The sequence below is a fragment of the Pseudomonas nunensis genome (assembly GCF_024296925.1).
Classification (GTDB): domain Bacteria; phylum Pseudomonadota; class Gammaproteobacteria; order Pseudomonadales; family Pseudomonadaceae; genus Aquipseudomonas; species Aquipseudomonas nunensis.
Map to the genome: position 1 here is coordinate 6,518,816 of NZ_CP101125.1, position 15,196 is coordinate 6,534,011.

Here is a 15,196-nt window from a genome sequence, read left to right on the forward strand (position 1 = left end):
GGCTACACCTAGGATCTGTCATCACGATTCCGATCAGGGCGCGTCATGGACTTCATTCTGTATGCGGTGCCGTTTTTCTTTGTGCTGATTGCCGTCGAACTGCTGGCCGACCGTTGGCGCGGGGTCAGCAATTATCGTCTGGCCGACGCGATCAACAGCATCAGCACCGGCGTGCTGTCCACCACCACCGGCCTGTTGACCAAGGGCGTGGGGCTGCTGACGTATGCGTTTGCCCTCGACCATGTGGCGTTGTTCAAACTCTCGGGCGACAGCGTCTGGGTCTGGGTTTTCGCCTTTGTCCTCTACGACTTTTGCTACTACTGGCTGCACCGCATGGGCCATGAACGCAACATCCTCTGGGCCGCGCATTCGGTGCATCACCAGAGCGAGGACTACAACCTCTCCACGGCCTTGCGCCAGACCAGCACCGGGTTTCTGCTGAGCTGGATTTTCTACCTGCCCATGGCCGTGCTCGGCGTGCCGTTGCTGGTGTTCGTCAGCGTCGCGGCGCTGAACTTGCTGTATCAATTCTGGGTGCACACCAAACACATTCCCAAGCTCGGCTGGTTCGAGTGGTTCTTCGTCACGCCGTCCAATCATCGGGCCCACCATGCACAGAACGCTCTCTACATGGATCGCAACTACGGCGGGGTGTTCATTATTTGGGACCGTCTATTTGGCTCGTTCCAGGAAGAGGACGACAACGAACCGGTGATTTTCGGCGTGACCACGCCACTGGCGAGCTGGAATCCGTTGTGGGCCAACGTGCAGTTCTATGCGCAATTGTGGGATGACGCGAAGCGGGCGCAGAGCAAGTGGGACAAGCTGCGGATCTGGTTCATGCGCACCGGTTGGCGGCCAGCGGACGTGGCGGCCAAGTACCCGATGAACAAGCCCGACCTGAGCCAGTTCCGCAAATTCGAAGTACCGCTGGATGGGCGCCAGCAGATTTATGTGGCGCTGCAGTTCTGCGTCTACATCGCCTTGGGCAGTTTTTTGATGAACCTCGAACGCAGCCTGCCGACCGGCGCGCTGGTGCTCGGCCGGGGGGCGGTGGCGCTGGGGTTGTTTACGTTGGGCGTGGCCCTGGAGAATCGTCCGTGGACGTTGAAGCTGGAGCTTGTGCGGCTGGCGTCGAACCTGCCGCTGATGTGGCTGGCGCCGCTGGTCGGGCTGTGGCCGGCCAGCGCAGTGGGCTGGGTCGGGCTGCTCAGTTACAGCCTGCTCAGCGGGATCGGTCTCTACTGCTGCAGAAATCGATTCACTCGACTGGCGTCTTAGGTTCGCTGATTCGCGCTTGTTCGGCTTTAAGGGCTTGCTCGTCGGCGTAGATCTTCTTCGCCAGGCGAGCATTCTTGAAGCGCCGGCGCAGCCACAGGCCCAGGCCCAGCAACAACAGTGCGCCGAGCACCCACAGCTCATACTTCTTGACGCTGCCGAGCATGCCTTCGAGCACCGCACCGAAGTGATAGGCCGCCGCCGCCAGGGCGCTGGCCCAGATCGCGGCACCAATCCCGTTCAGCAGCAGGTAGCGTCCCGGCGGATAACCCGACAGGCCGATCGCCACCGGCATCACCGTGCGCAGGCCATAGACAAAGCGGAAGCTCAGGACCCAGATGTCCGGGTGCTTGCGGATATGCTCCAGCGCCCGGTCGCCCATCAACTGCCAGCGCGGTTTGCGCGCGAGTAATTTGCGGCCGTGCTTGCGCCCCAGGAAGTACCACAGCTGATCGCCGGCATAACTGCCGAAGAACGCCACGACGACGACCAGGTTGATGTCCATGTATCCGCGAAACGCGAGGAAGCCCGCGAGCACCAGGATGGTTTCGCCTTCGAAGAACGTGCCGAGAAAAAGGGCAAAGTAGCCGAAGTCATGCAGAAATTGTTGGAGCATTGTCTGGGTGCTGGCGAAATGAACGCGCAGCCTAACCCTTCGTGCACATTCATGAAAGTGTCCAAATGTGTCTCGACGTGAACAATTCCTACAAGGACAATGGAATGCGGCTACGTGTCACGGGGGTAAGCACAACTGTCATCTGTTCGTCATAATGGCCGCTTATAACTGTCACGCTCGCCTGCCAGCGCGGGCTCAGGAGTCTGCCGTGAGCTTTACCCCCGCCAACCGTTTGTTCCCTGCAACCCGCCTGCGTCGCAACCGCCGTGATGATTTTTCGCGTCGACTGGTCCGTGAAAACGTTTTGACCGTCGATGACCTGATCCTGCCGGTGTTCGTGCTGGACGGTGAAAACCGTCGCGAAGCGGTGGCGTCGATGCCGGGCGTCGAACGCCTGACCATCGATCTGTTGCTCGAAGAAGCGGCCAAGTGGGTTGAACTAGGGATTCCGGCCGTGGCGCTGTTCCCGGTGACGCCGCCAGAGCTCAAATCGCTGGACGCCGCCGAAGCCTGGAATCCCGAGGGCATTGCCCAGCGCGCCACCCGCGCCCTGCGTGATCGCTTCCCGGAACTCGGTGTGATCACCGACGTCGCCCTGGACCCGTTCACCACTCATGGCCAGGACGGTATCCTCGACGAAGAAGGCTACGTGCAGAACGACATTACCGTCGACGCACTGGTTAAGCAGGCCCTGTCCCACGCCGCAGCCGGTGCTCAGGTAGTGGCCCCGTCGGACATGATGGACGGTCGCATCCAGGCGATCCGCGAAGCCCTTGAGCTGGCCGATCACGTGAATGTGCGGATCATGGCTTACTCGGCCAAATACGCCAGCGCCTATTACGGCCCGTTCCGCGATGCGGTGGGTTCGGCGCTGAACCTGGGCAAGGCCAACAAGGCCTCCTATCAGATGGACCCGGCCAACGGCAACGAAGCCCTGCACGAAGTGGCGGCGGACTTGTCAGAAGGCGCGGACATGGTCATGGTCAAGCCAGGCATGCCGTATCTGGACATCCTTTACCGGGTCAAAGAAGAATTCAAAGTGCCGACGTTTGTTTACCAAGTCAGCGGCGAATACGCCATGCACATGGCGGCGATCCAGAATGGCTGGTTGAGCGAAGGGGTTATCCTCGAATCCCTGACCGCTTTTAAACGTGCAGGCGCAGATGGCATCCTGACTTATTTTGCCGTGCGCGCTGCCCAATTGTTACGAGAGCAAAAATAGCCCTCCCAGGAACATTCGATGAATACCGAAGGACTCTCTGAAGTTGCAGTAAAGGAAGCTCAAGCCGTGGTCGAGCAAATCGCCGAAACACCGCCGGAGCTGGAGCCTACTCCACCCGCGGTGGTCATCGAGGCTGCGCCCGCAGTCCCGGCGATTGCCATTCCCGGCCTGGATGACAGCAGCCTGTACATCCATCGCGAGCTCTCGCAACTGCAGTTCAACATCCGCGTGCTGGAACAGGCGCTGGATGAGTCCTACCCGTTGCTGGAACGGCTGAAATTCCTGCTGATCTTCTCCAGCAACCTGGACGAGTTCTTCGAGATTCGCGTGGCCGGCCTGAAGAAGCAGATCACCTTCGCCCGTGAACAGGCTGGCGCCGATGGCCTGCAACCGCATCAGGCCTTGGCCCGCATCAGCGAGCTGGTGCACGGTTATGTGGACCGCCAGTACGCGATCCTCAACGACATTCTGTTGCCGGAACTGGAGAAACATCAGGTCCGCTTCATCCGTCGCCGTCACTGGACGACCAAGATCAAAACCTGGGTGCGCCGCTATTTCCGCGACGAGATCGCGCCGATCATCACCCCGATCGGCCTCGACCCGACGCACCCGTTCCCGTTGTTGGTGAACAAGAGCCTGAACTTCATCGTCGAGCTCGAAGGCATCGACGCCTTCGGTCGCGACTCCGGCCTGGCGATCATCCCGGCGCCGCGTCTGCTGCCGCGTGTGATCAAGGTTCCGGAAGAAGTCGGTGGCCCTGGCGACAACTATGTATTCCTGTCGTCGATGATCCACGCCCACGCCGATGACCTGTTCCAGGGCATGAAGGTGAAAGGCTGCTACCAGTTCCGCCTGACTCGAAACGCCGACCTGGCGGTCGATACCGAAGACGTGGAAGACCTGGCCCGCGCCCTGCGCGGCGAGTTGTTCTCGCGTCGCTACGGCGATGCGGTGCGTCTGGAAGTCGCCGACACCTGCCCGAAACACCTGTCCGACTACTTGCTCAAGCAGTTCAACCTGCACGAGACCGAGCTGTATCAGGTCAACGGCCCGGTCAACCTGACCCGTCTGTTCAGCATCACCGGCCTGGACAGTCAGCGTGCGTTGCAATACCTGCCGTTCACGCCGCAGATCCCGAAACTGCTGCAGAACAGCGAGAACATTTTCAGCGTGATCAGCAAGCAGGACATCCTGCTGCTGCACCCGTTCGAGTCGTTCACCCCGGTGGTCGATTTGCTGCGTCAGGCTGCCAAGGACCCGCATGTATTGGCGGTGCGCCAGACGTTGTACCGTTCCGGCGCCAACTCGGAAATCGTCGATGCGCTGGTGGATGCCGCGCGTAACGGCAAGGAAGTCACGGCGGTGATCGAGTTGCGGGCACGGTTCGACGAAGAGTCCAACCTGCAACTGGCCAGCCGTCTGCAAGCGGCCGGTGCGGTGGTGATCTACGGCGTGGTCGGCTTCAAGACCCACGCCAAGATGATGCTGATCCTGCGTCGTGAGGCTGGCGAGATCGTCCGCTACGCGCACTTGGGCACCGGCAACTACCACGCGGCCAACGCCCGTCTGTACACCGACTACAGCTTGCTGACCTCGGATGACGCGTTGTGCGAAGACGTCGGCAAACTGTTCAGCCAGTTGATCGGCATGGGCAAGACCCTGCGCATGAAGAAGCTGCTGCACGCGCCGTTCACGCTGAAGAAGGGCATGCTCGACATGATTGCCCGGGAGACGCAGTTCGCCCTCGAGGGCAAACCGGCGCACATCATCGCCAAGTTCAACTCGCTGACCGATCCGAAGATCATCCGCGCGCTGTACAAGGCCAGTCAGTCCGGGGTGCGTATCGATCTGGTGGTGCGCGGCATGTGCTGCCTGCGTCCGGGCATTCCGGGGGTGTCCCACAACATCCACGTGCGCTCGATCATCGGCCGCTTCCTGGAACACACCCGGGTCTTCTACTTCCTCAACGGTGGCGAAGAGCAGATGTTCCTTTCCAGTGCGGACTGGATGGAACGCAACCTCGACAAGCGCGTCGAGACTTGCTTCCCGGTAGAAGGCAAGAAGCTGATCATGCGGGTCAAGAAAGAGCTGGAGCTTTATCTGACCGACAACACCCACAGCTGGAGCCTGCAGTCGGACGGTCGCTACATCCGCAACACCCCGACCGGCAACCAGAACCCGCGCAGTGCCCAGGCAACCTTGCTGGAGCGGTTGGGTAGCCCGATCCTGGCCGTGCGTTAACACGCAACCCCATGTGGGAGCGGGCTTGCTCGCGAATGCAGTGTGTCAGTCGACATTAATATTGACTGACACTCCGCTTTCGCGAGCAAGCCCGCTCCCACAAGGGGAATTGCATTGCCCGCTGAATCGCGGGCATAAAAAAGGCCTTCCGAAGAAGGCCTTTTTTCGTTTTCAGCGGACGTTAAGCGTGAACCCAACCCGCGTCAGCCATTCCGCTTCCAGCGCGAAGTCGGCCTGGGTCAGTTGGTTCTCGTCCAGCCAGTTGGCCGGGAACAGCACGTCCAGGCTGTCGCCGTTGGCACGCAAGGTGACCTGGGGCATTTCCTGGGTGCCGCGGATGTGGTGGAACAGGATCGCAAAGCGCAGCAGCACGCACAGGCGAATCAGCTTGCTGCCATCACTGCCGAAATCGGCAAACTTGTCCCGGGGAATATTGCGGCGGTGACCACGCACCAGCAGCGCGAGCATTTGCTGGTCCTCGCGGGAGAAACCGGCCAGGTCCGAGTGCTCGATCAGGTAGGCGCCGTGCTTGTGGTAGTGATAGTGGGCGATGTCGAGGCCCACTTCATGCACCTTGGCGGCCCAGCCCAGCAGCTCGCGCCAGACGCCGTCGTCGAGGTCCCAGTCCTCAGCCACTTGATCGAAGGCATGCAGCGCTTTGCGTTCAACCCGCGCTGCTTGTTCCAGATCGACGTGGTAACGCTCCATCAGCGAGCTGAGGGTGCGCTCACGCACGTCTTCGTGATGATGACGGCCCAGCAGGTCGTAGAGCACGCCTTCGCGCAGGGCGCCTTCACAGTGATCCATACGTTGCAGTTCGAGTGCATCGAAGATCGCTTCGAGAATCGCCAGGCCCGCCGGGAAGATCGCGCGACGGTCAGGCTTGATGCCTTCGAAGTCGATTTTCTCGACATCACCGAGCTTGATCAGCTTGCGCTTGAGCCAGGCCAGGCCAGTCGCATTCACTTCGCCGGTGCCGTGTCCGCCGGCCTTCAGCGCCAGGCCGATGGCGCGGATGGTGCCGGAGGAGCCGATGGCTTCATCCCAGGTCAGGCGATGCAGGGCATGCTCGATGCTCATGATCTCCAGCCGCGCTGCCGTGTACGCCTGGGCGTAACGGGCCGGGGTGACCTTGCCGTCCTTGAAATAGCGTTGGGTGTAGCTGACGCAGCCCATTTGCAGGCTTTCGCGCAGCAGCGGCTCGAAGCGTTGGCCAATGATGAATTCGGTACTGCCACCGCCGATGTCGGCCACCAGGCGCTTGCCCGGGGTGTCGGCGAGGGTGTGGGAGACGCCCAGGTAGATCAGGCGCGCTTCTTCACGGCCGGAGATGACTTCCACGGGATGGCCGAGGATTTCTTCGGCGCGGCGGATGAATTCGGCGCGGTTACGCGCTTCACGCAGGGCGTTGGTGCCGACGATCCGTACGGCGCCGGGTGGCATACCGTTGATCAGTTGGGCAAAGCGCTTCAGGCAATCGAGCCCGCGCTGCATGGATTCTTCGTTCAACTGGCGCTCATCGTCGATGCCGGCGGCCAGTTGGACCTTTTCGCCGAGGCGCTCAAGAATACGGATTTCGCCGTTCTGGGCCTTGGCCACGACCATGTGAAAGCTGTTGGAGCCCAGGTCGATTGCGGCGATCAGGGACAGATTCTTGGCTTGGGATTGCGGCATGGTCTGGGGGTCTCGGTCGATAACCCGGACATCGTGCCACGATCAAAGGCTGGCGCCAACGCGTAGGAGCTGCCGAAGGCTGCGATCTTTTACCGCGGGAATATTTGCGGTGCTGCCGATGGCCTCTTCGCGAGCAAGCCCGCTCCCACATTTAACCGAGTACCTCAGGAAGAACGCGGCCCACTGTGGGAGCGGGCTTGCTCGCGAAGGCGGCCTTCCAGTCACCGGAGATCCTTCAGCCCGCCGCCTCAACCGTCCCGATAAAATTCGCCAACTCCACCGTCTGCGGATTCGCGAACAGAATCTTCGGATCCCCCACCTCATGCACCTTGCCCTGATGCATGAACACCAACTTATCCCCAACCTCCCGGGCAAACCTCATCTCATGGGTAACCATGATCAGCGTCATCCCTTCCTTGGCCAGCTGCCGAACCACGCTCAGCACTTCGTTGACCAGTTCCGGGTCCAGCGCCGAGGTGATCTCGTCGCACAGCAACACCTTCGGCGACATCGCCAGGGCCCGGGCAATCGCCACGCGCTGTTGTTGGCCGCCGGACAAGCGATCGGGGAACGCATCGAACTTTTCCCCCAGTCCAACCCGCTCCAGCATCTGCCGCGCAAGCTCCGCCGCTTTCGCCTTGGGCACTTTCTGCACCACTTGCGGCGCCAGCATCACGTTCTCGCCCACGGTCAGGTGCGGGAACAGGTTGAACTGCTGGAACACCATTCCGACTTTCTGCCGCAGGCTGCGCAGGTCGGCGCGGGCGGCGTCGAGGTATTCGCCATCGACTTCGATCACGCCATCGTTGATCGACTCCAGGCCATTGAGGGTGCGCAGCAAGGTGGATTTGCCTGAGCCGCTGCGGCCGATGATCGCCACGACCTGGCCTTCCTCGACACTCAGGTCGATGCCTTTGAGCACATGGTGGTCGCCGTAATATTTATGCAGGGCCGAAATTCTAAGCAGAGGCATGCAGTCTCCTTTCCAGGTAGCGCGCACTGAGGGACAAGGGGTAGCAGAGCAGGAAGTAACCGAGGGCGACGAGGCCGTAGACCATGAACGGTTCGAAGGTCGCGTTGGCGAGCATGCCGCCGGTCTTGGTCAGTTCGGTGAAGCCGATGATCGAGGTGACGGCGGTGCCTTTGACCACTTGCACCGAGAAGCCCACGGTCGGCGCCACGGCGATGCGCAGGGCTTGCGGCAGGATCACGTAGCGCAACTGCTCCAGCGGGTTGAGCGCCAGGCTCGACGAAGCTTCCCACTGACCGTTGGGGATCGAATCGACGCAACCGCGCCAGATCTCCGCCAGGTAAGCGCTGGTGAACAGCGTCAGCGCCACTGCCGCGGCCATCCACGGTGAAATCTCCACGCCGGCCAACGCCACGCCGAAGAACACCAGGAACAACTGCATCAGCAGCGGCGTGCCCTGGAACAGTTCGATGTAGGTCCGGGCAAAGCTGCGGGGGAAGGTCTTTTTCGAAATGCGCATGACCATGATCAGCAAACCGATCACGCCACCGCCGATAAACGCCACCAGCGACAGCGCCAGGGTCCATTGCAGGCCCGTGAGCAGGTTGCGCAGGATGTCCCAAAAAGTGAAATCGCTCATTGGCTGCTCCGCGAAATGTAGCGCCGGCCGATCCAGTTCAGCAGTTGGCGGATCATCAGCGCCATGCACAGGTAGATCAGCGTGGTCAGCGCGTAGGTTTCAAAGGCGCGGAAGTTGCGCGACTGGATGAAGTTGGCGGCGAAGCTCAACTCTTCGGTGGCGATCTGCGAGCAGACCGCCGAGCCGAGCATGACGATGATGATCTGGCTGCTCAGAGCCGGCCAGACCTTGCCCAGCGCCGGCAGCAAGACCACGTGACGGAAGGCTTCGAAACGGCTCATCGCCAGCGCGGCGGCGGCTTCCAGCTGACCCCTGGGGATCGCCTGGATGCCGGCACGGATGATCTCGGTCGAATAAGCCCCGAGGTTGATCACCATCGCCAGCACCGCTGCCTGCCATTCGGAAATCTGCACGCCCAGGGACGGCAGGCCGAAGAAGATGAAGAACAACTGCACCAGGAACGGCGTGTTGCGGATCAGCTCGACGTAGACGCCGAAGATCGCCGAGAACGGGCGGATGTTCCACGCCCGCACCAGCGCTCCGACGATGCCCAGGCCCACCCCGAACACCGCACCGATAGCCGTCAGTTCAAGGGTGAACAGCGCACCGCGCAACAGCAGGTCGGTGTTTTGCACCACCGGAAGAAAATCGAACTGGTAAGCCATAAATAGTCTCCTGCGCGACGATCAGAGATCGGCCGGCAGCGGCTCTTTCAGCCAGGTCAGGGCGTTTTTCTCCAGCGAACCGTCGGTCTTGGCGGTGGCGAGGATCTGGTTGACCTTGTCCAGCAGCGCCGGCTCGTTCTTGTTCACGCCGATGTAGACCGGCGAATCCTTGAGCTTCACTTTCAGCGCCGGCACGCGTTTCGGATTTTTCTCGCTGATGGCGACCATCACCACGTTACCGCTGGCGATCAGGTCAACCTGGCCGGCGAGGTAGGCGGCGATGGTCGAGTTGTTGTCTTCGAAGCGCTTGATGGTCGCGCCTTCCGGAGCGACTTTGGTCAGCTCGATGTCTTCGATGGCGCCACGGGTGACGCTGATGGTTTTGCCCTTGAGGTCGTCCAGGCCCTTGATCGCGGCGTCTGGCGGACCGAACACGGCGAGGTAGAACGGTGCGTAGGCGCGGGAGAAGTCGATGACTTTTTCGCGCTCAGGGTTTTTGCCTAGGCTGGAAATCACCAGGTCGACCTTGCCGGTGGTCAGGAATGGAATGCGGTTGGTGCTGTTGACCGGGGTCAGTTCGAGTTTGACCTTGAGCTGGTCGGCAAGCAGCTTGGCGGTGTCGATGTCCAGGCCGCGAGGTTTCATGTCCGGGCCGACCGAGCCGAACGGCGGGAAGTCCTGGGGCACGGCGACCTTGAGGGTGCCGCGCTTGACCACATCCTCCAGACCGTCGGCGTGGGCGGGTGCCTGGCTCAGCATCAGGCTGGCAAACAGGGCAGCGAGGAGGGCGCTGTAACGCTGGATCATGGCAAATCTCCGAATCGGCGAGAAGTGATTTCTGCGGTTCGACAGAGCACGGGCCATGCCAACATAGGGATTACGCGGCGGCAGGCCACGGTTTTGCTGGTTTTGATCGGTCTTACTGGTCTGAACAGTCAGGTCACATTTCGCACCTCGATAGCGCATCGCGTTGAAGCACCGAACCCCCGTGGGGCACGACTTGCCGGACGCGGCGAATAGCTTTACAACTAGCCGTTCATTGGCCTGGTTCGTCTGAAAAACCATGAATTCGATCTCTCGCGCCGTACCTGAAGTGGCGCTGCAAGCTATCCGCAAACTGATTACCGAGCAGGGCTTCGGGCCGGGGGATGCCTTGCCTTCGCAACGGGACCTGGCGGTGCAATTGGGGGTCAGCCGGGCGTCATTGCGCGAGGCGTTGTCGTCCCTGAGTGCGCTGGGGGTGATCAGCATCCAGCCGGGTAAAGGTGTGTTCGTGCAGTCGCCGGTGGATTTGCCTCGGGGCGATGCGGCGGCGAGTTGGCCGTTCGCGGCTCAGGCGTCGCCGCTGGATATCTTTCAATTGCGCTATGCCCTGGAAGGTTTCGCTGCGGGCCTGGCGGCAGTGACTCTGACTACTGACGAGCTTGATGCGCTGGAAGACAACGTGGCCGCCATGCGCAACGAACTGAAGGCCGGCGACTTCGACGCGGCGGCGCGGCTGGACTTCGAATTTCACCGGCGCATCCTGTTGGCCAGCGGTAATCAGGCGATGTTGAGCATCCTGACGGCGCGCTCCGACATTTTTCTGGAGAGTCAGAAGCTACCGTTCATCCGGGCCGAGCGGGCCATGGAAACCTGGCAGGAACACCGCAAAATCCTCCGCGCACTGGCGCGACGCTCGTCCGCCGCCGCGCAGAAGGCGATGCAGGAACATGTGCGCAATGCGGCGCTGCGCACCGGAATTGCCTTCGTCGCTCCCGCCACCTCGTGACTTGAGCTATACCCAAACTCATGGACCACCATAGCGAGACTCAATCATCTGCACCTTCCTGAACGAGGGAAGGGCGGCTATGATGGGCCACGTTTTTTTGCTTACAACCTGGAGACTTCCATGAGCAGCGATCTTATCAAACACGTTAGCGACGCTAGCTTCGAGGCCGACGTACTCAAGGCCGAAGGCGCTGTACTGGTCGACTACTGGGCTGAATGGTGCGGCCCTTGCAAAATGATCGCTCCTGTTCTGGACGAAATTGCAGAGACTTACAAAGGCAAGCTGACCATTGCCAAACTGAACATCGACGAAAACCAGGAAACCCCGGCCAAGCATGGCGTGCGTGGTATTCCTACCCTGATGCTGTTCAAGAACGGCAACGTGGAAGCGACCAAGGTTGGCGCGCTGTCCAAGTCGCAACTGGCTGCATTCCTCGACGCCAACATCTAAGTCGGCGACGTTGTAAAAAAAGCCCCGCATATTGCGGGGCTTTTTGCATATTCAGGGCTAGACGCTCCGAAACTCAGGTGGTACATTCGGCCCCGCACTGGTTTCTCCACTGCCCCCTGCTAGCCGTCGCCGACGCACTCCTTTTCGAATAAGTACGCGATCCTGTCGCCTTCTCTGCGGCGCGGCCTCATTAAGCCAAAAGCTTAATTTCCCCCCTCCATAAATGATTACGTCATTCCTATATGAATCTGACTGAACTCAAGCAAAAGCCGATTACCGAACTGCTCGAATTGGCCGAACAGATGGGCATAGAAAATATGGCCCGTTCGCGCAAGCAGGACGTGATTTTCTCCCTGCTCAAAAAGCACGCGAAAAGCGGCGAGGAAATCTCCGGTGATGGCGTGCTGGAGATTCTCCAGGACGGCTTCGGCTTCCTGCGCTCCGCTGACGCTTCCTATCTCGCCGGCCCGGACGATATCTACGTCTCGCCGAGCCAGATCCGCCGCTTCAACTTGCGTACCGGTGACACCATCGTTGGCAAGATCCGCCCTCCAAAGGAAGGCGAGCGTTATTTCGCGCTGCTCAAGGTCGACACGATCAACTACGATCGTCCCGAGAATGCGAAAAACAAGATTCTCTTCGAGAACCTGACCCCGCTGTTCCCGACCGTGCGCATGAAGATGGAAGCCGGCAACGGTTCCACCGAAGACTTGACCGGTCGTGTCATCGACCTGTGCGCCCCGATCGGCAAAGGCCAGCGCGGTCTGATCGTTGCACCGCCGAAAGCCGGTAAAACGATCATGCTGCAGAACATTGCAGCGAACATCGCACGTAACAATCCTGAAGTTCACCTGATCGTATTGCTGATCGATGAACGTCCGGAAGAAGTAACCGAAATGCAGCGCACCGTGCGCGGCGAAGTGGTTGCCTCGACGTTCGATGAGCCGCCAACCCGCCACGTGCAGGTTGCCGAAATGGTGATCGAGAAGGCCAAGCGCCTGGTCGAACACAAGAAAGACGTGGTGATCCTGCTTGACTCCATCACCCGTCTGGCTCGCGCCTACAACACCGTGATCCCGAGCTCCGGCAAGGTACTGACCGGTGGTGTCGATGCCCACGCCCTGGAGAAACCGAAACGTTTCTTCGGCGCTGCACGGAACATCGAAGAAGGCGGCTCGCTGACCATCATCGCCACCGCGCTGGTTGAAACCGGCTCGAAGATGGACGAAGTGATCTACGAGGAATTCAAAGGCACGGGCAACATGGAACTGCCTTTGGATCGCCGCATCGCTGAAAAACGCGTTTTCCCGGCCATCAACATCAACCGTTCCGGCACCCGTCGCGAAGAGTTGCTGACCGCCGACGACGAGTTGCAGCGCATGTGGATCCTGCGCAAGCTGCTGCACCCGATGGACGAAATCGCTGCCATCGAGTTCCTGGTCGACAAGCTGAAAACGACCAAGACCAACGACGAGTTCTTCTTGTCGATGAAGCGCAAGTAAGACGGTTTTCCAACCGCTAAAAATGGCGTCCTTCGGGGCGCCATTTTTTTTTGCAAAAAAAGGGGAGGTTTACGACTAGGGTTGGTCTGTAAACAAACGAAATGGGCCGACGAGCCCAGAACTTTAATCTGACTGGCATTTTCTGTTTATGAGCACACTTGCTTATCGAAGGGATATCGACGGCTTGCGGGCAATCGCCGTGATCGCGGTGGTGTTGTTCCATTTTGGCGTTCCTGGCTTTACCGGCGGCTTTGTCGGTGTTGATGTTTTCTTCGTGATTTCCGGCTACTTGATCACTTCGATCATCTGGAACCAGCGTCAGGCCGGGCGCTTCAGCTTTGTCGATTTCTGGGCTCGGCGTGCCCGGCGGATCCTGCCAGCGCTATTTGTGATGATTCTCGCGGTACTGGCGGTGGGTTGGTTCCTGCTGGCGCCCAAGGACTATGAGGAACTGGGGCGTTCGGTGCGCTACCAGGTGATGTTCGTCTCCAACATCCTGTTCATGCGCCAGGATGGTTATTTCGATGTGGCTTCCGACCTCAAGCCGTTGCTGCACACCTGGTCGCTGGCGGTTGAAGAGCAGTTCTACATTGTCTTCCCGCTGCTGCTGACGGTGCTGTCGAGTCGCCTCAAACATTGGCGGCTGGCATTGTTCGGTGCGCTGCTGGTGTCGTTCGGGCTTAGCGTCTGGGCCGTGGCGCACCACCCGGAAAAAGCCTTTTTCCTGTTACCGATGCGCGCCTGGGAGCTGTTGGCCGGCGCCATGTTGGCGGTTGCGCCAAGAAGCCACTGGCGCCTCACGGCGGCCGGTGCCCAGGCTGTCAGCCTGTTCGGCTTCGGGCTGATTCTGTTGGCGGTGTTTGCCTACGACAACAGCACGCCATTCCCCGGCGCCGCTGCGCTGTTGCCGACCCTCGGCGTGGTCGCGTTGATCTGGGCCAACGGTCATCGGCAGACGCTGGTCGGTGGGATGCTGGCCAGTCGCGTGCTGGTGGGCTTGGGGTTGATTTCCTATTCCTGGTACCTGTGGCATTGGCCGGTGTTTGTGTTCGCCAGTTATGCCAGCGTTGATGAGTCGGGGCCGGTGGAGATTGCAGGCCTGATTCTGCTCACGCTGGTGCTCGGTTATCTGTCGTGGCGCTTTGTCGAGACGCCGTTCCGCGAGCGCCGGTTGTTGGCGGGACGTCGACAGATCCTGATGGCGGCCGGTTGCGGCGTGCTGGTGCTCGGCCTGGCCGGTCAGGCATTGCGCTGGACTGATGGATTGCCTTCGCGCTTGTCGGATGAGGCGCTGCAGTACGCCAAGGGCAAGGAGTGGCGGCCTGAACTGATGCGCTGTCTGGCGGACGACAAGACCCCTGACGACAAGCTGTTTTGTCATTACGGAACGTCAGCGCCGACAACCGCAAAAGCCTTGGTCTGGGGCGACAGTCATGCCACGGCGCTGATCCCGGTCTTCGACGATGGCGCGCAACAGCATGGGGTCAGCGTGATCCTCGCCAGTTCCCCGGGCTGCATTCCGGTCGAAGGGCTTGAGCACGATCAGCAATGCGCCCGTTTCAATCGCCGGGTCGAGAAGGCGTTGAAGCCCCAGTCGGTAGCTGATGTGGTGCTGGTTGCGCGCTGGAGCCTGTATCTGTATGGCGATGTGAAAGGTGATCTGGGCCATGCGCTGCGTGACTCCCATGGCCGATATGAGCGTCCCGTCGCCGAGCAACGTTTAGCTGAAGGCTTGCAGGCGACGATCCGGCAACTGCGCAATGACGGGCATCGCGTCTGGCTGGTCAAGGAAGCACCGCTGCAACAATTTAGCCCGCCATATCGCCTGACGCGCCTGGCCATGTTGCATCGCCCGACCGATGACGTTGGTTTGGCAGTAACCGAGCACTTCAAGCGCCAGGCCTTTATCAGCCAACTGTTCGCGCAACTGGCTGCTGCCAATCCAGGGGTGACCGTGGTGGATCCGGCGCCGCTGCTGTGTGGTGACGCGGGCCTGTGCCGGGTCGAGCTCGACGGGCATTCGCTGTATACCGACGACAATCACCTGTCGGAGATTGGCGCACGTCTCGTGGCGCCGGTGCTTGAGCCACTGTTCAGGCGCTTGCAGGCCCAAGCCACAGTCGGCAATGGCAACGTGAATGCGGCGAAGTAAGCAGCGATAAGCTGC

Annotated in this window: 13 protein-coding genes; 7 read left to right on the forward strand and 6 right to left on the reverse strand. The window is 60.5% G+C overall.

Features of this window, described 5'->3' with window-relative positions; genetic code table 11:
• Positions 1–45: 45 nt before the first annotated feature.
• Positions 46–1,281, forward strand: a complete 1,236-nt coding sequence (locus NK667_RS28710) for a sterol desaturase family protein (RefSeq protein WP_054617005.1) — start codon at positions 46–48, stop codon at positions 1,279–1,281.
• Here the strand turns inward: NK667_RS28710 and NK667_RS28715 are convergent.
• The gene (locus tag NK667_RS28715; RefSeq protein ID WP_054044671.1) at positions 1,262–1,894 is read right to left on the reverse strand and encodes a DedA family protein; all 633 of its coding nucleotides are present in this window, start codon (positions 1,892–1,894) and stop codon (positions 1,262–1,264) included. The two genes, NK667_RS28710 and NK667_RS28715, sit on opposite strands and share 20 nt — an antisense overlap.
• A 208-nt stretch (positions 1,895–2,102) precedes the next feature.
• Here NK667_RS28715 and hemB point away from each other — a divergent pair, with 208 nt between their 5' ends.
• Together hemB and ppk1 are read left to right on the forward strand one after the other, a co-directional pair.
• The gene (gene hemB / locus NK667_RS28720) at positions 2,103–3,116 is read left to right on the forward strand and encodes a porphobilinogen synthase (RefSeq protein ID WP_054044669.1); all 1,014 of its coding nucleotides are present in this window, start codon (positions 2,103–2,105) and stop codon (positions 3,114–3,116) included.
• An 18-nt stretch (positions 3,117–3,134) separates the two neighbouring features.
• Entirely contained in the window at positions 3,135–5,357 is a 2,223-nt protein-coding gene (gene ppk1, locus NK667_RS28725; protein ID WP_054044666.1) for a polyphosphate kinase 1, read from the forward strand.
• A gap of 171 nt (positions 5,358–5,528) precedes the next feature.
• Here ppk1 and ppx read toward each other — a convergent pair whose 3' ends face one another.
• From ppx to NK667_RS28750, 5 genes are all read right to left on the reverse strand, one after another.
• Positions 5,529–7,031, reverse strand: a complete 1,503-nt coding sequence (ppx, locus tag NK667_RS28730; protein WP_054044664.1) for an exopolyphosphatase — start codon at positions 7,029–7,031, stop codon at positions 5,529–5,531.
• A 235-nt stretch (positions 7,032–7,266) separates the two neighbouring features.
• A complete protein-coding gene (locus tag NK667_RS28735) occupies positions 7,267–8,004 on the reverse strand; it encodes an amino acid ABC transporter ATP-binding protein (protein WP_054617004.1) in 738 nt (245 codons plus the stop codon).
• A complete protein-coding gene (locus NK667_RS28740; protein ID WP_054044660.1) occupies positions 7,991–8,641 on the reverse strand; it encodes an amino acid ABC transporter permease in 651 nt (216 codons plus the stop codon). Before NK667_RS28740 ends, NK667_RS28735 begins: the two co-directional genes overlap by 14 nt.
• Positions 8,638–9,306 (reverse strand): amino acid ABC transporter permease, encoded by a 669-nt coding sequence (locus NK667_RS28745; RefSeq protein ID WP_054044658.1) that lies wholly within the window; start codon positions 9,304–9,306, stop codon positions 8,638–8,640. Before NK667_RS28745 ends, NK667_RS28740 begins: the two co-directional genes overlap by 4 nt.
• A 21-nt stretch (positions 9,307–9,327) precedes the next feature.
• A complete protein-coding gene (locus tag NK667_RS28750) occupies positions 9,328–10,113 on the reverse strand; it encodes a transporter substrate-binding domain-containing protein (RefSeq protein ID WP_054617003.1) in 786 nt (261 codons plus the stop codon).
• Between the two features lie 256 nt (positions 10,114–10,369).
• Between NK667_RS28750 and NK667_RS28755 the strand changes: the two genes are divergently transcribed.
• From NK667_RS28755 to NK667_RS28770, 4 genes are all read left to right on the forward strand, one after another.
• Positions 10,370–11,077, forward strand: coding sequence for a FadR/GntR family transcriptional regulator (locus NK667_RS28755; protein WP_054044654.1), 708 nt, complete (start codon positions 10,370–10,372; stop codon positions 11,075–11,077).
• 120 nt (positions 11,078–11,197) lie between these two features.
• Positions 11,198–11,527 (forward strand): thioredoxin TrxA, encoded by a 330-nt coding sequence (gene trxA, locus NK667_RS28760; RefSeq protein ID WP_003177349.1) that lies wholly within the window; start codon positions 11,198–11,200, stop codon positions 11,525–11,527.
• A 242-nt stretch (positions 11,528–11,769) separates the two neighbouring features.
• Entirely contained in the window at positions 11,770–13,029 is a 1,260-nt protein-coding gene (gene rho, locus NK667_RS28765; RefSeq protein WP_007942421.1) for a transcription termination factor Rho, read from the forward strand.
• Between the two features lie 148 nt (positions 13,030–13,177).
• On the forward strand, positions 13,178–15,181 hold the full coding sequence (locus NK667_RS28770; RefSeq protein ID WP_054617002.1) for an acyltransferase family protein: 2,004 nt from the start codon (positions 13,178–13,180) through the stop codon (positions 15,179–15,181).
• The last annotated feature ends 15 nt before the right edge of the window (positions 15,182–15,196 follow it).